The 21,694-nt window shown below is 40.8% G+C and carries 23 protein-coding genes; 16 read left to right on the top strand and 7 right to left on the bottom strand.

Annotation, left to right across the window (positions count from 1 at the left end; translation table 11 throughout):
• Positions 1–45: 45 nt before the first annotated feature.
• The 6 genes from P2W73_RS17735 to P2W73_RS17710 all read left to right on the top strand — a co-directional run bounded on the left by P2W73_RS17735 (position 46) and on the right by P2W73_RS17710 (position 5,209).
• Complete coding sequence (locus P2W73_RS17735; RefSeq protein ID WP_276503426.1) at positions 46–651, top strand: hypothetical protein; 606 nt, start codon at positions 46–48, stop codon at positions 649–651.
• Positions 652–761: 110 nt separating this feature from the next.
• Positions 762–1,721 (top strand): NAD(P)-dependent alcohol dehydrogenase, encoded by a 960-nt coding sequence (locus P2W73_RS17730; RefSeq protein ID WP_276503425.1) that lies wholly within the window; start codon positions 762–764, stop codon positions 1,719–1,721.
• Between the two features lie 202 nt (positions 1,722–1,923).
• A complete protein-coding gene (locus P2W73_RS17725) occupies positions 1,924–2,886 on the top strand; it encodes an NAD(P)-dependent alcohol dehydrogenase (RefSeq protein WP_276503424.1) in 963 nt (320 codons plus the stop codon).
• Positions 2,887–2,995: 109 nt separating this feature from the next.
• Positions 2,996–3,622 (top strand): hypothetical protein, encoded by a 627-nt coding sequence (locus tag P2W73_RS17720; RefSeq protein WP_276503423.1) that lies wholly within the window; start codon positions 2,996–2,998, stop codon positions 3,620–3,622.
• Between the two features lie 159 nt (positions 3,623–3,781).
• Entirely contained in the window at positions 3,782–4,528 is a 747-nt protein-coding gene (locus P2W73_RS17715; protein WP_276503422.1) for a hypothetical protein, read from the top strand.
• A gap of 27 nt (positions 4,529–4,555) precedes the next feature.
• Entirely contained in the window at positions 4,556–5,209 is a 654-nt protein-coding gene (locus P2W73_RS17710) for an ankyrin repeat domain-containing protein (protein WP_276503421.1), read from the top strand.
• Between the two features lie 88 nt (positions 5,210–5,297).
• Here P2W73_RS17710 and P2W73_RS26535 read toward each other — a convergent pair whose 3' ends face one another.
• Positions 5,298–5,468 carry an adenylate/guanylate cyclase domain-containing protein gene (locus tag P2W73_RS26535; RefSeq protein WP_369127531.1) on the bottom strand — a complete coding sequence of 57 codons (171 nt, stop codon included), beginning with the start codon at positions 5,466–5,468 and terminating at the stop codon, positions 5,298–5,300.
• Positions 5,416–5,661: a hypothetical protein gene (locus P2W73_RS17705; RefSeq protein ID WP_276503420.1), complete on the bottom strand. Its 246-nt coding sequence runs from the start codon at positions 5,659–5,661 to the stop codon at positions 5,416–5,418. Before P2W73_RS17705 ends, P2W73_RS26535 begins: the two co-directional genes overlap by 53 nt.
• A 110-nt stretch (positions 5,662–5,771) precedes the next feature.
• Here P2W73_RS17705 and P2W73_RS17700 point away from each other — a divergent pair, with 110 nt between their 5' ends.
• The 5 genes from P2W73_RS17700 to P2W73_RS17680 all read left to right on the top strand — a co-directional run bounded on the left by P2W73_RS17700 (position 5,772) and on the right by P2W73_RS17680 (position 10,495).
• A complete protein-coding gene (locus tag P2W73_RS17700; protein WP_276503419.1) occupies positions 5,772–6,485 on the top strand; it encodes a hypothetical protein in 714 nt (237 codons plus the stop codon).
• A 45-nt stretch (positions 6,486–6,530) separates the two neighbouring features.
• The gene (locus P2W73_RS17695) at positions 6,531–7,748 is read left to right on the top strand and encodes a DUF6786 family protein (RefSeq protein WP_276503418.1); all 1,218 of its coding nucleotides are present in this window, start codon (positions 6,531–6,533) and stop codon (positions 7,746–7,748) included.
• Positions 7,749–7,944: 196 nt separating this feature from the next.
• Positions 7,945–8,316, top strand: coding sequence for a bleomycin resistance protein (locus P2W73_RS17690; RefSeq protein WP_276503417.1), 372 nt, complete (start codon positions 7,945–7,947; stop codon positions 8,314–8,316).
• Between the two features lie 141 nt (positions 8,317–8,457).
• Positions 8,458–9,387: a histone deacetylase family protein gene (locus tag P2W73_RS17685; protein WP_276503416.1), complete on the top strand. Its 930-nt coding sequence runs from the start codon at positions 8,458–8,460 to the stop codon at positions 9,385–9,387.
• Positions 9,388–9,541: 154 nt separating this feature from the next.
• A complete protein-coding gene (locus P2W73_RS17680) occupies positions 9,542–10,495 on the top strand; it encodes a tetratricopeptide repeat protein (RefSeq protein ID WP_276503415.1) in 954 nt (317 codons plus the stop codon).
• A 7-nt stretch (positions 10,496–10,502) separates the two neighbouring features.
• Here P2W73_RS17680 and P2W73_RS17675 read toward each other — a convergent pair whose 3' ends face one another.
• Entirely contained in the window at positions 10,503–11,087 is a 585-nt protein-coding gene (locus tag P2W73_RS17675; RefSeq protein ID WP_276503414.1) for a hypothetical protein, read from the bottom strand.
• Positions 11,088–11,198: 111 nt separating this feature from the next.
• On the opposite strand from P2W73_RS17675, the gene P2W73_RS17670 reads away from it, so the two are divergent.
• From P2W73_RS17670 to P2W73_RS17660, 3 genes are all read left to right on the top strand, one after another.
• Positions 11,199–12,476 (top strand): metal-dependent hydrolase family protein, encoded by a 1,278-nt coding sequence (locus P2W73_RS17670; RefSeq protein WP_276503413.1) that lies wholly within the window; start codon positions 11,199–11,201, stop codon positions 12,474–12,476.
• Positions 12,477–12,560: 84 nt separating this feature from the next.
• Entirely contained in the window at positions 12,561–13,541 is a 981-nt protein-coding gene (locus P2W73_RS17665) for an ankyrin repeat domain-containing protein (RefSeq protein WP_276503412.1), read from the top strand.
• Between the two features lie 108 nt (positions 13,542–13,649).
• Positions 13,650–14,435 carry a nucleotidyltransferase domain-containing protein gene (locus P2W73_RS17660; protein ID WP_276503411.1) on the top strand — a complete coding sequence of 262 codons (786 nt, stop codon included), beginning with the start codon at positions 13,650–13,652 and terminating at the stop codon, positions 14,433–14,435.
• Positions 14,436–14,500: 65 nt separating this feature from the next.
• Here the strand turns inward: P2W73_RS17660 and P2W73_RS17655 are convergent, their stop codons facing one another.
• Positions 14,501–15,421, bottom strand: coding sequence for a hypothetical protein (locus tag P2W73_RS17655; RefSeq protein WP_276503410.1), 921 nt, complete (start codon positions 15,419–15,421; stop codon positions 14,501–14,503).
• A gap of 422 nt (positions 15,422–15,843) precedes the next feature.
• Between P2W73_RS17655 and P2W73_RS17650 the strand changes: the two genes are divergently transcribed.
• Positions 15,844–16,392, top strand: coding sequence for a lipid-binding SYLF domain-containing protein (locus tag P2W73_RS17650; protein WP_276503409.1), 549 nt, complete (start codon positions 15,844–15,846; stop codon positions 16,390–16,392).
• Between the two features lie 90 nt (positions 16,393–16,482).
• On the opposite strand, the gene P2W73_RS17645 is transcribed toward P2W73_RS17650, so the two are convergent.
• Positions 16,483–17,031 carry a DinB family protein gene (locus P2W73_RS17645; protein ID WP_276503408.1) on the bottom strand — a complete coding sequence of 183 codons (549 nt, stop codon included), beginning with the start codon at positions 17,029–17,031 and terminating at the stop codon, positions 16,483–16,485.
• A 414-nt stretch (positions 17,032–17,445) separates the two neighbouring features.
• Here P2W73_RS17645 and P2W73_RS17640 point away from each other — a divergent pair, with 414 nt between their 5' ends.
• Positions 17,446–18,429: a 2-hydroxyacid dehydrogenase gene (locus P2W73_RS17640; RefSeq protein WP_276503407.1), complete on the top strand. Its 984-nt coding sequence runs from the start codon at positions 17,446–17,448 to the stop codon at positions 18,427–18,429.
• 91 nt (positions 18,430–18,520) lie between these two features.
• Here P2W73_RS17640 and P2W73_RS17635 read toward each other — a convergent pair whose 3' ends face one another.
• Together P2W73_RS17635 and P2W73_RS17630 are read right to left on the bottom strand one after the other, a co-directional pair.
• Positions 18,521–20,587: an OmpA family protein gene (locus P2W73_RS17635; protein ID WP_276503406.1), complete on the bottom strand. Its 2,067-nt coding sequence runs from the start codon at positions 20,585–20,587 to the stop codon at positions 18,521–18,523.
• A 37-nt stretch (positions 20,588–20,624) separates the two neighbouring features.
• On the bottom strand, positions 20,625–21,635 hold the full coding sequence (locus tag P2W73_RS17630; protein ID WP_276503405.1) for a PorP/SprF family type IX secretion system membrane protein: 1,011 nt from the start codon (positions 21,633–21,635) through the stop codon (positions 20,625–20,627).
• Positions 21,636–21,694: the final 59 nt, after the last annotated feature.

The following is a 21,694-nucleotide window of genomic DNA, read 5'->3' as shown; positions in this document are numbered from 1 at the left end:
TACTCGTTGGTGGCAATTAAACATTAAAAACAAATTCCATTCTTTATGAAAATATGGAAAGGCACTGAAAAAAATGATGACAAGATTATCGCTTTTTTTAATCAAACGATATACAAAGCAAATCCTAAATCAAGTGAAGTAGAAAACTATATAACTGAGTTAAAAATCAATTCAATCCCCGAAGCTAAAGCTTTGGAAATACCATTAAGCTATATCAAAGAAATTAGTCTACAGGAGGGTCAGAATCATTTTAATGTTCAATTTGGCGCAAACTCTAGTGAACATTTTGTTGTTTCTGATTCCAATAAGAAAATGGGGATATTTGAGCATTTCGAAAAAAATCTTCCTGTTGAAAAGTCCATAATCAAATATTCAAAGGTTAAATCTGCTAAAAAACCACTGATAGCAATGATAGTAGTTACGGCAATATTTCTTTGGACGTTAACTATTGCCATAGGTATTGAAGGGGGAAACGATTATACGGTTGTTGGACAGTACCGGTCAGTCGCAGGAATTGTCTTAGCCTTAGCTTATTTAGGAGTGGCCAAAGTAGTTCTGATTTTTGGAGGCCTTTTCCTAATAGCAAGTGTTGCATTTATTAAAAAATTTAAAAGCCCTCCGACGGTACATCGATTGGTGGTTAAAAGATGAAAAACTGCCGTTTTACACCGCTGACATTCCAGCTAGACGAATCACGGAATACCACTCCATCGCCAATGCACGGAGGTTGTGTTTGATTTTGAAAAATAAATCTTAATAAATTGAAGGCAATTATCTACACACAATACGGAGGACCCGAAGTTCTGCAGCTCAAAGAAATAGAAAAGCCTTATCCCAAGGACGACGAGGTGTTAATAAAAGTTTATGCGGCATCCATAAATGATTGGGACTGGGGACTGCTCCATGGGGACTTTGTAAATCGTATGCTAAACGGTCTTCGGAAACCAAAAAGACAAATTCTTGGCTCCGATATAGCAGGACGGATTGAAGCGGTTGGCAAAAATGTAAAACAATTCAAACCCGGCGATGAAGTGTATGGAGATCTTAGCGGTCAGTGGGGAGGTTTTGCTGAATATGTTTGTGCTAAGGGAAAATTTTTAGCGCTGAAACCTGCAGCCATGAGCTTTGAACAGGCAGCGGCCATACCACAGGCGGCCATGCTGGCGGTACAAGGTCTTATTGACAAAGGAAAAATTAAACAGGGACAAAAATTGTTGATCAATGGTGCAGGCGGCGGTGTAGGTACTTTCGGAATACAGATCGCAAAATTATACGGCGCTGAAGTAACGGGCGTTGACAACACAGGCAAACTCGAAATGATGCGTTCAATGGGTTTTGATCATGTCATTGATTATAACAAGGAAGATTTCACAAAAACCGGGAACCGTTACGACCTGGTACTTGATGTAAAAACAAATCGTTCGATGTTTGCTTATGCCCGTGCATTATCTCCCAATGGAGTTTATGTTACCGTTGGTGGTTCGCTTGATCGTCTTTTACAGGCTTTATTGCTGGCGCCGTGGATCAGGATGTTCCGGAAAAAACATATACATATTGTTGCCCTGAAGACAAACAAAGACCTGGCTTATATGAATGAACTCTTCGAAACCGGTAAAGCAAAACCAGTGATAGATGGGCCTTACAGGTTAGATGAGGTTCCCGAAGCATTCAGGCATTTTGAAAGAGCAGAGCATAAGGGAAAAATAGTGATCACGATGTAAAGATCAGGTGTTATTATTAAAATGAAATAAGACCAGAGGTTACTGCAGCCTGTTCATTCTTTGTGTTCTTTGTGTCACACATTGTGTTCTTAGTGCTACAAAAAAACTGGAACACAAAGTTCACCATGAACCACCAAGGACACTGAGCAGTCCGAATATTAGTATGTTTGAGATGTAAGTACAATCATTAAATAATATAAAAATGAAAGCTGCCGTTCGTGTCAAATATGGCCCACCAAAAGAAGTACTGAGTATAAAAGAAATCGATAAGCCAAGTCCAAAGGATGATGAAGTATTGATAAGGGTATATGCGGCCAGTGCCAACAGGACCGACTATCATGTACTGACCGGTACGCCATTTTTCATGCGGTTCTATACAGGATTATTCAAACCGGGGTTAACGATTACAGGTTCGGATTTTGCCGGTCAGGTTGAAGCAATTGGTTCAGCTGTAACATCTTTTAAAGTGGGTGATAAAGTAATGGGCTTTGGAGGTGTATTCTGTATTGGTTCGCATACAGAATACATAACATTTCCTGAAAGCAAAGGAATTGTATTAATGCCCGAAAACATAACTTATGAACAGGCAGCAGCTTGTTTGGAGGGCACTTATTATTCCGCCGCCGGCATCAATCATCTGAAACCAACGGCCGGACAAAAAGCATTGGTGTATGGTGCAACGGGCGCCATCGGTTCAGCCGATGTCCAGTTTTTGAAATATTATGGTGTGTATGTTACAGCGGTATGTGGCGGCGAGCACACCGGACTGGTAAAATCATTAGGAGCCGATAAAGTAATTGATTACAAAACGCAGGATTTTACAAAAGATGAGGAGCAATATGATTATGTTTTTGATGCAGTTGACAAAACTGGTTTTCTCCAATGCAAACGGCTATTAAAGAAGAAAGGAATTTATACTTCATCCGGCGGATTTGAGTACATGGCATGGGCACTCATTACTAAGATAACCGGAGGAAAAAAAGTTTTATTCATTGTTCCCAAAGACATTAAGGGCAATCTTGGCTTTATCAAAAGGCTGATCGAAGAAGGCCGTTTCCGCCCGGTGATAGACAGAACCTACCCGCTTGATAAGATAGCTGAAGCATTCACCTATGTAGGTACCCATCAGAAAATAGGGAATGTTATCATTAAGATGGATGTTTAAAGTAGAAAATAAATTATCTGCTTAGCTTTATTACTACTATCATCGTCCCTTTAGATGGCGATAAATAATTTCAGGTCTAGCTTTTACTCAACATTTTAAGCAAAAAAGGATGAATTTAAAGGATAAAACGAGAATATTTATTATTGAATCGCCTTCAGAAACAGATATATCTCATAATCGAAAGGAAGGACTTGCTCTTAGCGAAATGCTGAAGCTTGCGAATATTGAAAATATATATTTTCAAGTATCTGATAAAGTGACTTTCTCAGAATGTCTTGAAAAAATACTTCAGGTTGAAAGCAAAAAGGAACGATTTCCAACATTGCATTTTTCATTACATGGCAACGAAGATGGAATCGCATTAACTAATCAAGAATTCCTGACTTGGGAGCAACTTTATGAAGGATATTTGAAAAGTTTTATTGAAAAATTAGGCTATGAAGAAACCAATATTGGCAATATAGTTGCACCATTGCATCTTCACTTCAGTGTATGTAAGGGGTTTTATGGGAAAAAGGTTAAGGAATTTGCCAAGCACTCTCCTTACATATCATTGGTTGGCCCTATTGTTGAAGTTAATTGGTCTGATTCTCTTCTAGCATTTATGACTTTTTATCATAACACAATTCACAAGCCAATTGGACCTAGGACAGCTGCACAAAAAATGAATTTAGCTGCAAATCTTGATAATGTGTTCCAGGTTGACTTAGCAGAAAACTTTCGCTTTACAAAATGATATAATTAAATGATGAGATTATTATCGTGCTTGATGTTCATTATTCGATTTTTTTAAACCATAAAGCAACATAGTTCTTCGCAGCTACAACCGGATAATAATTGAGATTTGGCGACGTTTTATCTAAAATTTCCCAAAATATCAAGTTAATTCAACATTATGACAGTCGTCATTCAAATAGTTGTAACTGTTTTATTCACATTACTTTTAAGCTGTAACACTCATACCAACAATGCAAATAGTAACGCCTTAAAAGCGACTGATTCTATCAATAAAGGCAGTAGTGTAACGACTATGATCGACACACCTAGAAGTTTTGTAAAAAACTATGATCGGAAGGACAATCCTTTATTTGTATTTGTAGGCGAAAAAATATCCGTACAACCGCTACCTCATGAACAAGGTTCAATTGATAATGGATTTACTGCAAAATATATAATCTTACAGAAAGTATATGGTGATTTTCCACTTGATACCATAGAGTTTGTAGTTTATGATCATTATGGAGTACCGGATTTCTCAAAATATAAAAATGTACTTCTTTTTGTTTCAGCAGATAGTGGTACTTACTATCATCAGAAGTATATGTACAATGATGTTTATAAGACTAAGGGCGGACGCTGGGCGGGAACTTATACATATGAAGATTACAACCATGCGTATAATAAACTAACAAAAGTCAAACCTGTGAAAATCGAGTTTGCAGAAGAAGTTTCCTATCCCACAAGAATGGTTGATGAGGAAGGCAGACAAATGACCTTTTCTTATCCAAAGCCTTACTTTAAAACTGTAAGTGATAAGGCAATTGCAGTATATGGTAACTACATTGAAGATTTATTCAAACTAAAAAAAGACGGCGTTTTAACGGCAAGAGGTTTATTTGGCAGCAAAAGAGTAATTCCGTAAACAATTCAACAGTAAAAAATCAATGCGATGAAACCAGATATTAAAAAACTGATCGAGCATAAAGATTATGAAGGAATAAGCCAGTTGTTGGCCGGCAATCCAAATCTTGTCAATGAAGGCATCACCATACCCTACGATAGTAAGTCTGCCATGAAAGCACATCCGCTGCACCGGATTTGTGATGCTGTTTTTGCGAAAAAAATTACTGACGAAGAAGCCATTCGAATTGCAACAATCTTTTTAGACTTTGGAACCAATATTAATGGCGCTAAGATTAAAGAGAATGAGGACACGCCTTTGCTGGCCGCCGCCAGCCTTCATGCGGAGCAACTGGGTATTTTCTATATTGATAACGGTGCAGATATCCATTATAAGGGCAGGCATGATGGTGCTACAGCATTGCATTGGGCGGCTTATTGTGGAAGAGACAAGTTAGTAGAAAGGCTGATCAGCGAAAAAGCAATCATTGACCTGCGTGACACATCCTATAACAGTACCCCGCTTGCCTGGGCAATTCAGCCGCTACTGACCGGCGACAAGATTAATACCTTTCACCAGGTAGCCTGCATAAAATTGCTGTTGAAAGCAGGAGCTGATATTACGACGCCGCGGAAAGAAGCAGACCTCTGTTTGCGGCAATTAGCTAACGATGATTTGGAATTAAAAAAACTGTTGAACTAAGTTTCAACAACTCGATTAGAAGCGACTTTCTCTTCTATAAAATGAGCTACTGAGTTATCGACGGAATAGGATAACGTGGCAAAGACTATTATAGTTCCTGGTCAACATGGATCTTATTGCCTTTTAAAATATAAGTTGTCATCAACCCTTTACCTTTTACGTCAATCGTTCCACGGCAATCAACGCTGCACTTATTTTCCAATAATTTAAATGTGCTTTCTGTAACCTGTATTTCTCCAGAAATACCATGTGATTCCATTCGTGCTGTATCGCAATAAGTAGTTTGCCAGGAAACGCAAGGGAGCACCGGTAACCGGGAACAACAGGTTCAAAAAAATCAACAGCACCACCAGCAGGGAGAGGGAGTTTAAAAAAACAATCGTCCTTGCCTGTTGTAAAGCTAGTCCCGGATGGATACCGGCATTTGACATCCGGTTTAAAAATCGTTTCATTGTTTGAATTTACAGAAAGGTCGCTATGTTTAGTCCTACGCTGATTACAATCATCCCTGTTACTAACCAACATCCTGCGAAGCTCACACTGCAAAACCTATCTTGCTTTAATGAAAAACGTAAGGACAATAGGTTTTTGGTCGGGCATAATGGCCTGCGGTTTCACCGTGAGTTATGTCGTTGTCCAATTGCTACAGGTTAGTGGTGTTCTTCATTTCCCGGCCGACGAAATCTTAATCTATGGCACATCACTTTGTATTGTCATTCCGTTTGTTCTTGAAATGCTTTCCTTCCATTATGCCACCCCAAAGGAAAAGAAATTTTCGAGTCATGCTGCCCTGATCTTCACAATCATCTATGCGGTGTTTGTGACCGCAAATTATGTAGTTCAATTAGCAACCGTCATTCCCATGAAACTGGAGGGCCGTTTAGAAGAAGTCCGGGTACTCGATCAAACACCGCATTCGCTTTTTTGGGATTTTGATGCTTTAGGATACATATTTATGGGCCTGGCAATGCTGATTGCAGTCCCTGCATTTCGCAAACAGGGGTTTGAAAAGTTTGTAAGGATTTCCTTCCTTGCTAACGGGCTCGTCACGCCACTGATCAGCTTCGTTTACTTCTACCCCCATTATTCGGAGGCACTGCTTGTACTGGGATATCCATGGGCTTTTACAGCGCCATTAGCCATGCTGATGCTCGCACTGATGTTCCGCAAAAAAGAAATCTCCAAAAAGCAGCCCGAACCTACGCATCCTGATAAGCAAACGACCTATCACTCAGATTCCTCTGCAAATCCTTTCGGGGAGATTCCATTTTTATAATCGAAGTCATGCCATTGCTAACAACGGCAAAGGAAACTTCGCCGGATGGCCGTACATTGCATCAACGAGAATTTTATTATGGACGGCAAAAGATTAGCATTTTTATTGGTTGGCGTTAGTGTTATTTTTTCCTGCCATGTATCAGAAACTCCTTTTCAAAAAGACCTGGATTTTTTGGAGAAATACGACAGCGTTGTTGTTCTTACCAGGGGTGAGTCCAAAGTAGTCGTTTCTCCCAAATACCAGGCGAAAGTTTTTACCTCCACCACAGGCGATGGTTCCAGTTTTGGCTGGATCAATTACCAGGCCTTTGATGCGCCTCCTGATCCGCACATGAATGCCTATGGGGGCGAGAACCGTATCTGGCTTGGGCCGGAAGGCGGACCATTCTCGCTTTTTTTTCCAAGAGGGTTTGTGATGGACTTTGGCAACTGGAAAATACCCGCTGCCTTTGATACCGAACCGTGGCAGCTTCTATCAGCTTCGGATACGGCGGTGACCATAAAAAAAGATATGAAGCTGGTGAATTATTCCGGTACCGAATTATCTCTCTCGGTTAACCGAAGAATAGGAGTGCTTGACAATTCCGGCATTAAACAACGGCTCGGCATTCAATATGGCACTGGTGCAAGGACGGTTGGCTATTTTACCGAAAACAACCTGGCCAATATGGGAGAACAGCCGTGGACCGATTCAACCGGCATGCCCTGCATCTGGATACTCGACATGTTTCCGCCTTCGCCCAATACTACAGTTATCATTCCCTATAATAAGAAAGACGGCATTTCAAAATCTGCCAATACAAACTATTTTGGTGAAATACCTGCAAGCCGGATAAAGTATGCGGATAATACCATCTTCTTTAAAGCAGATGGAAAGTTGCGGAGTAAATTGGGCATTCCTCCCGGCTCCGCGAAAAACATAGCGGGTAGTTATGACGCCGATAAAAAGGTTCTTACTATCACCCTGTTTGATGTAAGTCCAACAGGCAGGTATTTAAACATGGAATGGGATACAAAGAAACCACCCTTCAGTGGCGATGCCGTCAATGCATACAATGATGGCCCGCTGGAAGATGGAAGACAACTTGGTCCTTTTTATGAACTCGAATCGGTTTCACCGGCAGCCTTTCTATCGCCCGGTCAGTCACTCATGCACAGGCATAGTGTTTTTCATTTTACCGGCGATGAAAAAGAGCTGGATGCTATTTGCCTCGAAACACTTGGTGTCACACTAAGTCAGGTTAAAGACATGTTTAAGTAAACAGTGATGAAGCGTCATTCACAGAAAAGACTCAACGCTGATATATTTCATCCTGAAGGAAATTTGGAAAGCGTAAGGAGCCTGATCGTCCTGCGGCTAATCAATATTTTGGGGTGCTTGTCAAGCCCTTCGGGCTTAAATTTGAATAACTACGGGTGGAGCCCCGGAGGAAATATAAAAAAGTAATCATTGCAACATGAAAATGATTCCGATTTTTCGCTGCCGCAATATGCAGCAGGCTATAAATTTTTACACTACTATACTTGATTTTGAATTAAAAGAAGCCGGCGCATCCGCAGATGACTGGGTGGTTGCTTTGAAAAATGGGGATGCAGAATTGATGCTGACAAGTTTGGAAGGCGATCAAAAGATTGGAATTGCCGCCAATGTACTGGTACAGGATATAGACAACTTGTTTGAAAAATATTTAAGCAGGGGACTCGATACATCGAGTAAAGAAAGTTCACCTGTCCACCAGGGACCGCTCGACCAAAGTTGGGGCAACAGGGAGTTTTATGTAACCGATGCCGATGGCAATACGTTGCGATTTGTACAAGAGAATACCTGACATTTTTATCGGGGCATCGTTCATTTCAAAACCCGATCACCGGTCTATATCAATTAATCTGCAACCGGTGAGGTAGATCGTTGCCTTTTTGTTTTTTAAGGTTTGTGCGGCCTTAGTAAATTTGCCGTTATTTCAAAAACATTGATCCAAATAACCCCAAAAGGTTTACATATTGCATATGATCCCATTTATGCCCATCCTTTGCCGGAGGGGCATCGCTTTCCCATGCTCAAATATGAATTGATACCCGAGCAATTGCTATACGAGGGCAGTATCAATAACGGCAATCTTTTTTCTCCCACTGCCTGTTCGGATGATATTGTTTTATTGACTCACACCCGTGATTACCTGGATAAATTAAAGAAACAGACATTGTCTGCCAAAGAGCAACGGCATATTGGATTTCCCCAATCGCCTGAACTGACACATCGTGAATTGATCATCACACAGGGCACCATTGATTGTTGTAATCATGCTTTTGTAAATGGTGTAGCCCTGAATGTAGCCGGTGGCACGCATCATGCATTTGCCGACAGGGGCGAAGGTTTTTGCCTGCTGAATGATTTCGGGGTAGCGGCAAACTATTTATTACACCGGCAAAAAATAAATAAAATATTAATCATCGATTTGGATGTGCACCAGGGCAACGGTACGGCAAAGTTGTTTGAGCACAATAAAAAGGTTTTTACATTCAGCATGCATGGGGCGCACAATTATCCTTTTCACAAAGAGACAAGCGACCTCGATATTGGTTTAAAAGATGGAACAAAAGATGATATCTATCTTCCCTTGCTCAGGGACACGTTGAATATGCTTATTGAAAAAGTAAAACCCGGTTTTGCTTTTTATCTCTCCGGTGTAGATATTTTGAAAACCGATAAGTTTGGCAAACTTGACATCAGCATCAATGGTTGCAAACAAAGAGATGAGATCGTTTTTAGTAAACTACAAAAACATAATATTCCCTGCGCAGTAGCTATGGGCGGTGGCTATTCACCAGACATCCGCATGATAGTCGAAGCACATTGCAATACATTCAGGCTGGCAAAGGATGTGTATGGGTTGAACTGATCGTCGAGGCGTCGTGGGTTTGATTTATTGAGATTCTTTTGACGATTAATCTAAAAGTCAGAAAAAAGCAAAAAGATTTCACTTTTCAATTATCTTTTTTCATTTTCGTCCTGACCAAAATTATATACCCTCCTTCGTAAACCTTATGAGTAAAATGAAATTAGTAATAAGCGCTGTAGCATTGTTTTTATTCTGTGTAAAAGGAATCTGTCAAAAAGAAAAACTCCTTGCAGAACTATCAGAAATCAGCTGTAAATGCATCGATTCAATCAAAATAAGTAATAAAGCTAAAGAGGAAATTGCAAAGGAAATAAACAGATGCATCGATTTGCAAACCAACATTTATCAGCTTACTTCCCAACTGGCGAACGTCGATAGCCTGACTAAAACAGCAAAAGAAAAAAGTGGGAAAAAACAAATTGAAATTACAGTAAATAGAAATGAAGACTCGCCGGAGTATAAAGCTGCTTACTATGAAATAGAAAGATATTTAATGGAAAACTGCAAGGCAGTTAAAGAAAAAATTTCTTCAAGCGATAAAGAAAGCAAAAAATCTTTCTCTGATAATGAAAAAGCTCTTGAGTTATACTATAAAGGGATCGATGAATCAAAAAAAGAGAATTACAAAAAAGCTATAAAATATTATGAAAAGGCTGTGAAAATTGACCCTGAATTTGCGTTTGCGTGGGATAATATTGGGATAGCGTATAGAAAGCTGGGTGAATATGATAAAGCATTGGATGCTTACAACAAATCTTTGTCAATCGATCCAACGGGGCTCATGCCCTTGCAGAATATTGCGATAGTGTATCGTTTTAAAAAAGAGTATGACAAGGCCATCGAAGCTTATGAAAGACTGGCGGAACTGGATAAAGACAACCCGGAAATTTATTTTGGAAAGGGGCAGATATACACTGCTTACTTAAATGATCATGAAAAAGGTCTTGATAATATGTGTAAGGCCTATAATTTATATATTCAGCAAAAATCCCCTTATAGAACAGACGCGGAAAAAATCATTAATATTATTTATGCAGAGATGAAAAAAGGTGGTAAAGAAGAAAGGTTTTTTGAAATCTTAAAGCTGCATAATATCAGCCCCAGGTAGATATAGCTCACTGTTTCGTTACATCCGCTGCATCATCACCATTATTGTCTGTAAGCCCAACCGTATGGCGGAAGCCAATAGGTTGAAAAGGAACTTTTGTTTTGGGATCTTCATCATCATAGTCTTCCCATCCGGTAATATCATCCAGCAGATCTTTTACATGACGAAAAATTGCCTGCTCCGCCACTTCATCCGGCCTTATTATTTGCAGGCTTTTTGGAGACTTGGGTTCACCATATCCTTCAATGTGCGGACTCACGAGCATCACCATGATTTTACCATTGAATAATTGCTGGTAGATGAGTGATCCATTATTTTTTACCATGATCCGTTTTACATCGGCGTTTTCCAAATTTTCAGCAATGCCGCTGCTGCTCCGGCCAAGGTCGAGGATTACCGCTTCCAGGTTTTCGATATTGTTTTTTTCGACGACAGAAGCTTTCAGCTCTGTTTGTTGAATAATATCCTGCAACATGTTTTTAATAAACTGCCTGGTCTTGTCTTTCCATTCCTGGCGGTAGTTGCGGGTGTTTGCTAATACCTGTTTATAGGCATTTACTTTTTCACGCAGCAAAGCAATATTGATATTCATATGCCCAATACAATTAAATAATGAGTGATCAAGTTAAAGAAATTGTGGTAAGCGGGACAAAGCATTTATCGGTTGAAAGTGGTTATTTTTAAATGCTAAAACAAATTGCTGATGAGTAAAACCATTTTCCTGTTAACCAGTCTTTTTATCTTCTCAACCATCACGGCTCAAAAAACCTATATCTGGTGCGGCACCCTGATTGACGGCATAGCGGATGAACCAAAGAAAAATATGACCATTATTGTAGAGAAAGATAAGATCAGTTCCATTGAGAAAGGGTTTACTCAACCGGGTGCCAACGATAAGAACATTGACTTGAAAACAATGACCGTTACTCCCGGCTGGATCGATATGCATGTGCACCTGGAATCGGAAACAAAAAAAGGAAATGTAGCCGACCGCTTTATGCTAAACCCGCCGGACGTCGCTTTTGAGTCAATCAAATATGCGAATGTTACCCTGATGGCCGGTTTTACAACCGTAAGGGACCTGGGAGGCAGTGGTGTAAATGTTTCGTTGCGCAATGCGATTAACAAAGGATGGATAACAGGACCACGAATTTTTACTGCAGCTAAATCAATTGCCACAACAGGTGGTCATGCAGATCCCACGAATGGTTATCGTAAAGACCTGATGGGTGACCCCGGACCCAAAGAAGGTGTGATCAATGGCGCCGAAGATGCTTACCAGGCGGTGCGGCAGCGATACAAAGATGGTGCGGATCTCATCAAAATTACGGCAACGGGTGGCGTTCTCAGCCAGGCTAAGGATGGAGCCAATGCACAGTTTACCGAAGAGGAAATAAAAGCCATCGTACTGGCAGCAAAAGATTATGGCTTTAAGGTTGCCGCTCATGCACACGGTGCAGAAGGTATCAAGAGGGCTATTCGCGGCGGCGTAAATTCCATCGAACACGGAACCTTTATGGATGATGAGGGAATAAAACTAATGAAGCAATATGGCACCTGGTATGTGCCAACGATTACCGCGGGAAAGTCAACCGCAGATAGCGCAAAAATTCCCGGCTATTATACCGAGATCGTTACACCAAAAGCCTTGTCCACCGGTCCGCAGATACAAAAGACTTTTGCCAAAGCGCATAAAGAAGGAGTGAAGATCGCATTTGGCACGGATGCCGGTGTGTTCAGGCATGGGATGAACTGGCTCGAATTTGGTTATATGATAGAGGCCGGCATGAAACCCATGGACGCCATCAAATCAGCTACTATCAATGCAGCGGAGTTGTTAGGAGAAAAAGAAAAGTTGGGTAGCATTGAAGCAAACAAGACAGCTGATATCGTAGCCATAGATGGCGATCCATTAAGAGACGCAAAGGCATTTGGCAAAGTGGTGTTTGTGATGAAAGCGGGAGTAGTGTATAAACAATAATTGAGCTTAGGCAGACTTAGAATGGAAAATCAGATTTAAAATAAGGCTTTCTTCATTTTTTATTGTTGAATCAAAACAAAAGTTATGATACAACCCAACGAACTGAAGTCAACATTGCCCATGGTGCTTGCCAATAATGTTATTTCAACCACTACCAAAGTTTGGGAAATATTATTGGCGGGATATGAGGGGGACCTGGCCACGGTAAAGAAACTAGAAAAAGAATGTCCTGAACTGATTTATGCGCAATACAATTATACGCCACCCATTCATTTTGCTGTTCGGCAAGGGCATATCGAAATGGTTCATTATTTATTGAAGGAGGGTGCTCACGATCCCACTTATAAGATTTACCCCTTCCAGGAAAGCCTGGAAACAATTGCGCAGGACCGGGAACACGATGATATTGCCTGGTTATTGCAGGACTATGCCAATCAACCCACGCTTCAAAAATATAAAGGCGACAATGGAGAAATTCTTTATAACCGGACGGAATTGGAAAAAGAATTTGAGCGGGTGGTAGACCAGGGAAATTTACAACGCACCGGGGAAATATTAAAAGAACATCCGGAGTTTGTGTCGAATAATACTTTCTTCTGGAGTGAAGGGATATTAACATTTGCGGCTAAAGAAAATAACCGTCCTATGATTGACCTGCTGATGAGTTATGGTGCAAAGGTTCCCGATATTTTGAAATGGGCGCAATATTATTATTTTGAGCATGACGAAGGTGCAAAGTATATGATGGAGAAGGGAATGAACCCTAACACCATGAGCTGGCACCATGTTACACTGCTGCATGATATGGCGCAAAAAGGAAATCTTGCAAAGGCATCGTTGCTGCTGCAATATGGGGCCAATATCGACCCGATCGATGAAGAATATCAATCTACACCACTGGCCCTGGCCGCTAAGTGGGGACATCCTGAAATAGTAGAACTCCTGCTTGCCCAGGGTGCTAATCCCAATAAATCGGGCGCCGCCTGGTCCACACCACTTGCCTGGGCTAAAAAGAAGGGACATGCAGAGATTGTGAAAATGTTAGTGAGGGCTGGCGCCGCTTAAAGTTGGTTTGAGCATCGGGTGGTGAATAAAATTTTATTTGCAGGGATTAGTATCCTCTTGACAAGCATCTGACTGGCTCTTAATCCCAGTTCTTGGTATTTTAGCAGGATGACACAACAGGAATTTGCCCGTAAAGCCGCAGCAACGGTGAAAACAGATTCGTCGGTCATCGGGCTGGCCGTTGCCGGATCCTGGCTGACTGCTGAATTGGATGAATACTCCGACCTGGACCTGATATTAGTGACAAAAGAAAAAATTGCAGGCGATACTACCAGGATGCTTTCTTATGCACAAAAATTTGGCGAGTTGCTGACAGGTTTTACCGGCGAGCATGTAGGTGAACCGCGACTTTTGATTTGCCTGTATAAAAACCCCTTACTGCATGTGGATATTAAGTTTTTAACGGTTGAAGAATTCAGCGACCGGATTGAAACGCCGGTCATTTTAGCCGATACAGATGACCAATTACAAACTGCACTGGATAATTCGCAAGCAAAGTTTCCCTATCCCGAATATCAATGGATTGAAGACAGGTTTTGGATATGGATACACTATGCCTTGTTGAAAATTGGTCGTGGCGAATATTTTGAAGCATATGATTCGCTTGGCTTTCTTCGCACGGTGGTCTTCGGGCCGTTGCTGCATATAAAAAACGGGAATCTTCCCCGTGGCGTTCGCAAAGTAGAGACACAGCTCACCACGGCGGACCTGGTAGCCTTAAAAGAAACATTGGCGGAGTATGAAAAGACGTCATTGTTAAACGCCTTTGAAAGTTGCGTAAAACTTTACCGGGGTTTAAGAAGTGAATTATTTGATAAGAAAGTTATGCTGCAAAAAGGCGCAGAACTACAAGTGCTAAATTTTATGGAACAAATTAAACAAAAGAAGCCATAAGGCTTTTGAATTGTCAGTTATTAAAAAGAGGCGGTTTAGGCGCCTCCTTTTTTGCTGGGAACATATCATTGCTGATGACATGATTTATAAATTATCCGGTACTGGCCGCATTTTCCTTTGTACTCCTGCGTACTTTTTTGTTTTATTTCTACTACCGGTTTTTGTTTTTTTTGCGCAAGCGTAAAAGGGATACCTACTTTCAGGTTCCAACCTGACACATCCGATTTAATGATGGTGGTGGTTGGTTTAGTTCCCGTTGAAGTTGTGATGGATTCTTCATTCAGGTTGCCGATACCATTGAAATAAGAAATAGTCGCAGTCATTATTCGTTGGCTATTTTTTCCAAATTCAAAACCTGCACCGGCTGTGAACGCTGCATTGTGATAGCCCGCCCGGTATTCGTAAATGGTTTGTCCCCCCTGGGTTTTTGAGATGACTCCTGTTTTCGCAGTAGGAACATAGGCGAAACCAAGAGCTGGCTGAATGCTAACCCAACTGCGCTGATTTGCAGGTTGCTTCTTGCTTTCAGTTGCTTTACTACCACACCGGCTGGAAAGATAGGTTCTGCCACAATTGCTTTTTGTTTTGTTTTCATTAGCAGGTGCGGTAATTTTTTCTATATTTTTCGATTTTCCTAAAGTGATCGGCTTTATTGAATATTGCAACCCACTTTCCAGGCGAACCTGCATATTACCCGCAACAGCCGAAAAAGAATTCATAACGTTTTCCGCATCTGTAAATCTGAAATTTATTCCAGGTCTTGTTGTACTCACACCAATATAAGGACCAAAACCTTTTTTGGACTGGTAATCTAACCGAATGCCTGCGTGCGGAGTAAAGTTCATATTCATGGGCGAAATGGTGGAAAGATCATTAAAGTTGAGTGAGGTTTTTGTATTCTCAAAGCCTACTTGCGGAAGCAGGGTAAGTTTTTGAGCATACATTTCAAGGGAAAACAACAGGCTGATAAAAAGTATTTTTTTCATAACCAGGAGTTTTAGTTTCTAAAATTTAAACCAATTTTCCATCGAAAAAAAATCTAATACACAAACGGCGCTTTCCTTTTTTAATCCACAGAATGATAAATAGTTTTGAAAAAAAGCAAGTGACGGCAACACGGATGGATGTAAATATGATCTGGCTTTTCACTTAAGTAACATGAGCCTGCAGGAGCCGTTAAAATCTTGTAAACCTCCTGTGATAATGTTCTATGCTTTCAATATCTAATCCTGACTACCACAAAAAATCCGATCCATTGATATTGTATGAATACTGATAAAAAAATATGGTGTCGCAGAACCAGATACTTTGGAATGGCGTCACGGTCATTTCTTACTGGCAAAGTCTTTGTATCTATCACCTGTTCCTACAATAATTCAGTCGTTAATGAAAACAAAAAACTATTTGTATGAAAAAGTTTAAAATGTTAACTGTATCTACGATTCTGCTGGCAGTCACAGCATTGGCCATTCCCGCTGGTTTGCAGGCACAGGAAGATAAAAAGGATAAACTTTTAGCGGACAGCAAGGAAGCAAAAGAGCAGTTCATTAAGTCTGACGCACTGATGCAAAATTTGTTCGAAAAGTCCTATGGGTACGTAATATTCCCCAATGTGGGGAAAGGCGCCATCGGTGTGGGAGGTGCAGCAGGTAACGGAATTGTATATGAAAAAGGCTCTGCCATAGGAAGTGCTAAAATGAAACAGGTGAGTGTGGGCTTCCAGTTTGGCGGACAGGCCTATCGTGAAGTAATCTTTTTCGAAAACAAAGCTGCCCTCGATCGGTTTAAAGAAAACAAATTTGAGTTTGCTGCCCAGGTTTCTGCTGTGGCCGTAACAAAAGGCGCATCGGCTAACGTGAAGTACAAAGATGGAGTAATGGTATTTACGCAGGAAAAAGGAGGATTAATGTATGAAGCATCCATCGGGGGGCAGAAATTTGACTATACCCCATTTTAATAATTTAAACTGATTTTTGGTGTGAACGTACAGGAAAACCACTGTTATGAAAAGCCTCTGCCGATGGCAGAGGCTTTCTTTTTATTAAGTTTAAAATAATTTTTCTTCCGGCGGTTTTATGCCGGCCAGCCTGATATAAATAGTAGTTTGCCCCCTGTGGTGACCCTGGTGTTCAAAAGTTTTATTGATTAATGCAAACCTGGTTTCTTCAAAAATGAAAATCTTTTTTTTCTCGTTCCATTTGCTGACATCCAGGTTTTTTATCGCATTAATGCAGAAGTCATAGCTATTCTGCACATAATATTTTACCGAGTCCCGTTGCTGAGCCGGGGAACTTTTTTCCGGGTTTGACATCAGCCAGGCAGAAGCCGGTTGATCCGTTGCATTGGACATCAAATAAACATTGGCTTGTGCAATATGAAGCATTTGCTGTGCAAAGCTCCGGGTGCTGTCAGTGGCTTTTAGTGAATACTTATCGCCGGGCATGGCATCGAGGTATTCGTTAGTATAGGCTTTAGCCCGCTCCCAATCTTTTATTAACTGTGTTTTGATATCGGTCAAAGATTGTGCAAGACAATTATTAATAATAATAAAGGGAAAGGCCAATAAGCAGCAGCTGATTTTTATTTTTCTTTTCATACAGCAAGTTTTAGACTATTAAGTTACCAAATAATGAAAAAATCTTAATTCTTATTGTGAAGTGCTGTAAATGGCTTGAGCTGTAATTGTCTTCAAACCTATTTATCTCCTTGTCAGCTTCCGGACCCTTATATTTTAACCTTAGTAGAAAACCGATTGATTGAACCCCAAATCTTATTACCTTATTTTAATCTATTATAATCTATTTCCATACAATAAGGTAATAAGGTCGGGCCATTGACGTGATTCTTTTTCTACTAAGGTTTGCGGTAGTATCAAAAATGTTGTAAAGTCCTTCGGGATGAGGGTGTTCAGAGCTATTAAGTTTTTTAGCACGTTAAAAAAGGAATTAACCAAAAAATAATCTTCAGTACATTCATCATCTGAAACAATAATGGTCCTCAAAGTCAACAAATGAAAATCGCCTTCTTTTCTACACAACCTTACGACAGGGAATATTTTGTCCGCTATAATAAATCGCATACTATTCTTTTTTTTGATGCACAACTAAACGAACAAACAGTCAACCTAGCCAACGGTTGTGACGCAGTTTGCGTATTTGTTAACGACCGGCTGGATGAGCAGGTTATAGAAGCTTTAGCAAAAGCCGGTATTAAAATTATTGCCCTGCGCTGTGCGGGATTTAATAATGTGGATTTAGCAGTGGCAAAAGAAAATGCGGTTGCAGTAGTCAGAGTACCGGCTTATTCACCACATGCTGTTGCCGAACACGCCTTAGCATTGATCATGACGCTGAACCGGAAAACCCATAAGGCATATAACCGGGTACGGGAAGGCAATTTTGCATTGAACAGGCTCACTGGTTTTGACTTATATGGAAAAACAGTCGGCATAATTGGGACTGGCAAGATCGGCCAGTGCTTTGCGCATATCATGATGGGTTTAGGATGTAAAGTTTTGGCCTTTGATCTGATCGCCAACAAAGAGCTGGAAAAAGATGGCGTAGAATATTTACCCCTGTTAAAGTTGTTGCAGCAAAGCCAGGTTGTATCACTGCATTGCCCCTTAACTGAGCAAACAAAACATTTGATCAACAAGCAAACGCTGCATGTTATGCAACGGGGAGCTATGCTGATCAATACCAGCAGGGGTGGATTGATCGATACGCCTGCGGCTATCGATGCGCTTAAATCAGGCCAGCTTGGTTATTTAGGCATCGACGTGTATGAACAGGAAGAAAAACTATTTTTTCATGACCTGAGTGAGAATGTTATTGAAGATGATACCATCATGCGATTAATGAGTTTTCCCAATGTATTGATTACCGCACACCAGGGATTTTTAACCGATGAGGCCTTAACACAAATTGCCTTAGTCACATTGAAAAACCTGGATGATTTCGGAAAGTCAGCACCAGGAGAGAACAGGGTAGTTTGATCTCTAAACGCTGTTTAGTCGAATAAACAGAAGAGGCATACCAATCAGGATGCCTCTCTTTAACCTAAAATCAACCACCAAAAATATAAAACTAGTTTTTGCTAATATTTATCAACGCTCTTCGGTTCATACTACGTCCATCGGGATTGTCCCTGCCGTTGATCAATTCCATCTCAATAGGGCAACAGGCACCAAATGATTCAAAGCTAATCCTCGCAGGATTGATACCTTTTTGGATAAGATAATCAGCGCAGGCTTTTGCTCTCCGGTCAGAAAGTTTTTTGTTGTACTCCACCGAACCGCGGCCATCAGTATAACCTGATACCTGGATGGTAGCCGAAGTATCTTGTATTAAAACGTTATAGATCGAATCCAATTGTGTGATACCCCGATTCTTTAATTTACTTTGATCAAAATCAAAATAAATGGTTACTACTGTTTCAAGTCTAATCACTAATTTCTTCTCCAGGCAGATATCTGCATTGTGATAAATTTCGTTTTGCCAGTTCGAATCATCTTTCTTCACCACGGAAATGCCACTGATTTTCTCTTTGAACAAATCTTTATTGATCGCCAGTTGATAGTTACTCTTTTCATTTTTTATTTCGAATTGATAGCTTCCATCAGCACCTGTTTTTAATTGCAGAGGCTTACCGGCATTATCCGCTACGATGACAGTTGCATCAGCTAATGGCTCATTATTTCTGCAGTCACGGATAACGCCGCGTAAAAATTGCTTTTTACCCGACTTGCTTATCGTATACGCTTCAAGACAGCATTCAGAACCACGGTCAGAGCTAATGAATGCATACTGCAGCAAGGGTATTTTTTGAGAATTGAAAAAATATAGATCATCACGGGAAGAATTGACAGGATAGCCCATATTCTCAGGTGCGGTCCATTGCGTGGTTGCACCTTTTGCGTTATACAGATCATAGCCGCCCATACCAACATTCCTGTCGGAAGCAAATACCAACGTTCTGCTCAGCTCATGATAAAACGGGGCTAATTCATTTGCCTCCGTATTTAAAGTGTTACCTGCATTTAATGGTTCGCTTGTACTGCCATCAGCCTGTAATGCTGCCCACCAGATATCAAAATTACCCGCACCTCCGGGCCTGTCCGACGCAAAGAATAAATATTTTCCATCGGCCGTACAAAGCGGCTGCTTACTATTATAACCTGTTAAGTTGATAGCTGCAAGTAGTACAGGTTGCCCCCAACCATTTTCTTTTTTCCTGGAATAATAAATAGCCGAAACAGTTTTGCCATTTTCTTTTTTCCATTGGGTAAAATATAAATAATTGCCATCGGCACTTATACTTGCCGTACCCTGGCTTAAAGACATATCAAGGCCTTCAATACTGAGCGGTTGCAGGTTTTGTATGCTTCCGATTGAAAGTGTGGAACTAAACAAGCGGCTGTGAAAGGGATCAACCCCTGTTTTAGTTACCGAATCTTGTTTCGTACTTGTCAACAATAATTTATCCTCTTCGTTTGCAATGACGGCAAAAGCGCCTTTTTCTTTACCGAATGCCGTATTAATTTTTTGCAAGCTGTAAAGCAAAGAATCGGGTTTGGATATTTGTGCTTTTATAAATTGCAACCGTTGTTGTTCAGTTGTCACATCGTTGTACAATGGATCGCTGGAGAAATGATTAACCAGGAATCGTTTTATACTTTCTTCGGCAGCGGTATAGTTGCCCAGGCTGCGTTCGCAAACGGCCAGCCAATAAAGACCATTTCCGTGTGTCGAGCTGTCTTCTTCAAAATACTTTTTATATGCCATCGCAGCCTGCTGCCAATAATTGGCGAGCCGGTAACTTTCTGCTTGCTTAAAAAGAATCGAAGACCGATCAACTGCTCCACCACCATGGCCCAATTTTCCTTTTCTTGAATTCAACGGAAAGTCGCCATAGGACTTTTGTTTTACTGCACGATTTAAATATTGCTCATATAAACTGGCAGCGGTATAAAAATCGCCGGCAGCAAAATATTTGTCTGCTAACAGCAGGTTCTTATTGGTTTGCCCGTATCCGTTCAGTAATTGTAGCAGCAGGACGATTGCCAGCCCGGCTTGACGTAACAGACTTCCCGATATAACCATAGCCGTTGACAATTGTATCGGTTTGTTTTTTTGTATCGATAATAAGTTCATATGCATGGTCTGCTTGATAAAAAAAAAGGTTGTGCATCTATAATCTCGGACAACGGATAAAATCAAAAATGCTTTTGGTTCCTTGCCGTTTGATATAGGAGAGGCTAAGCTCAAAGCTGTTTGCATTTTTTGTCATTGCACCCAGCTTTGATGTGTTGACATCATAACTAAGACCAATTAAGAAATTTCTCCAATCAATACCTACGAAAGGAGCGACAGCATCCTTTACCCGGTAATAACCCCCGATCATCAGGTCGGTTTCTTCATTCACATTGTATTGAGCATACACGCCCAGCATTTGTTCTTTTGCATTGCCTTGTTGCATATAAAGTGCATGTGGTACGATGCGGGTACGTTCAGTAAGATTATAACTCAGTCCGCCGTGAATGGTATATCGGAGGGGTATGGTATTTAGCTCGACATCCTGTGATGAAATGATTGGGTCTTTTGGCTTATTCAAATGGAAAAATGAGATACCGCCAAATGCATTTGCTTTTTTCCCGGGAGTGGCATCATAATACAACGCTCCGGCGCCAATGTCTAACGTGGTAGAAGAGGTGGCGGCAAAACTTTCAGAAACAGAATTAGCAGCGTTATAGCCCGTGATCGGGTTCCATTGTTCGCCCCACTTAAATTTACTTTGATCTACCCGCCGGTTGATGACACCTGCCTGCATCGCTAATACAATACGATGATTGTTGTTGACACCGAATTTGACACCAGTATAGGCAACACTGGCATAGGCATTGAAATAATTAAATCCACCATCACCTGCTGACTGGTTGAGCAGGTTCAGACCCAGCGAAATATTTTTATTAGTTCGGGTATCAATCGATAAGCCAGTGGTACGATAAGGATTGCTGATGCTACCCCATTGACTCCGATAGATGGCAGAGGCCCGATAATCACCATCACTTCCGCCTGTCAGGGCTGGATTGATATACATCGGGTATGTATAGTTCTGCGTAAAATGGGGATCCGTCTGGGCAATCGATTGGTGAATAGATGCCATGACGACAAAAGCAGTTAAAAAAGTGGTTCGTTTCATCTATGCTCTGTTTTATTCGAAAGCACTCAGCAATTGACACTGCTGATCTGCATGCTTGT

Source organism: Terrimonas pollutisoli, from assembly GCF_029360765.1.
Lineage (GTDB): Bacteria > Bacteroidota > Bacteroidia > Chitinophagales > Chitinophagaceae > Terrimonas_B > Terrimonas_B pollutisoli.
The sequence above is the reverse complement of the archived record's forward strand: the minus strand, read 5'-3'. Positions and strand labels throughout refer to the sequence as shown.

Bases quoted from the DNA above. Each gene is read 5' to 3' on its own strand.
- P2W73_RS17735 (WP_276503426.1), top strand. From the start codon at position 46: ATGAAAATATGGAAAGGCACTGAAAAAAATGATGACAAGATTATCGCT.
- P2W73_RS17725 (WP_276503424.1), top strand. From the start codon at position 1,924: ATGAAAGCTGCCGTTCGTGTCAAATATGGCCCACCAAAAGAAGTACTG.
- P2W73_RS17720 (WP_276503423.1), top strand. From the start codon at position 2,996: ATGAATTTAAAGGATAAAACGAGAATATTTATTATTGAATCGCCTTCA.
- P2W73_RS17715 (WP_276503422.1), top strand. From the start codon at position 3,782: ATGACAGTCGTCATTCAAATAGTTGTAACTGTTTTATTCACATTACTT.
- P2W73_RS17710 (WP_276503421.1), top strand. From the start codon at position 4,556: ATGAAACCAGATATTAAAAAACTGATCGAGCATAAAGATTATGAAGGA.
- P2W73_RS26535 (WP_369127531.1), bottom strand. From the start codon at position 5,468: ATGGAATCACATGGTATTTCTGGAGAAATACAGGTTACAGAAAGCACA.
- P2W73_RS17705 (WP_276503420.1), bottom strand. From the start codon at position 5,661: ATGAAACGATTTTTAAACCGGATGTCAAATGCCGGTATCCATCCGGGA.
- P2W73_RS17700 (WP_276503419.1), top strand. From the start codon at position 5,772: ATGAAAAACGTAAGGACAATAGGTTTTTGGTCGGGCATAATGGCCTGC.
- P2W73_RS17695 (WP_276503418.1), top strand. From the start codon at position 6,531: ATGGCCGTACATTGCATCAACGAGAATTTTATTATGGACGGCAAAAGA.
- P2W73_RS17690 (WP_276503417.1), top strand. From the start codon at position 7,945: ATGAAAATGATTCCGATTTTTCGCTGCCGCAATATGCAGCAGGCTATA.
- P2W73_RS17680 (WP_276503415.1), top strand. From the start codon at position 9,542: ATGAAATTAGTAATAAGCGCTGTAGCATTGTTTTTATTCTGTGTAAAA.
- P2W73_RS17675 (WP_276503414.1), bottom strand. From the start codon at position 11,087: ATGAATATCAATATTGCTTTGCTGCGTGAAAAAGTAAATGCCTATAAA.
- P2W73_RS17670 (WP_276503413.1), top strand. From the start codon at position 11,199: ATGAGTAAAACCATTTTCCTGTTAACCAGTCTTTTTATCTTCTCAACC.
- P2W73_RS17665 (WP_276503412.1), top strand. From the start codon at position 12,561: ATGATACAACCCAACGAACTGAAGTCAACATTGCCCATGGTGCTTGCC.
- P2W73_RS17660 (WP_276503411.1), top strand. From the start codon at position 13,650: ATGACACAACAGGAATTTGCCCGTAAAGCCGCAGCAACGGTGAAAACA.
- P2W73_RS17655 (WP_276503410.1), bottom strand. From the start codon at position 15,421: ATGAAAAAAATACTTTTTATCAGCCTGTTGTTTTCCCTTGAAATGTAT.
- P2W73_RS17650 (WP_276503409.1), top strand. From the start codon at position 15,844: ATGAAAAAGTTTAAAATGTTAACTGTATCTACGATTCTGCTGGCAGTC.
- P2W73_RS17645 (WP_276503408.1), bottom strand. From the start codon at position 17,031: ATGAAAAGAAAAATAAAAATCAGCTGCTGCTTATTGGCCTTTCCCTTT.
- P2W73_RS17640 (WP_276503407.1), top strand. From the start codon at position 17,446: ATGAAAATCGCCTTCTTTTCTACACAACCTTACGACAGGGAATATTTT.
- P2W73_RS17635 (WP_276503406.1), bottom strand. From the start codon at position 20,587: ATGAACTTATTATCGATACAAAAAAACAAACCGATACAATTGTCAACG.
- P2W73_RS17630 (WP_276503405.1), bottom strand. From the start codon at position 21,635: ATGAAACGAACCACTTTTTTAACTGCTTTTGTCGTCATGGCATCTATT.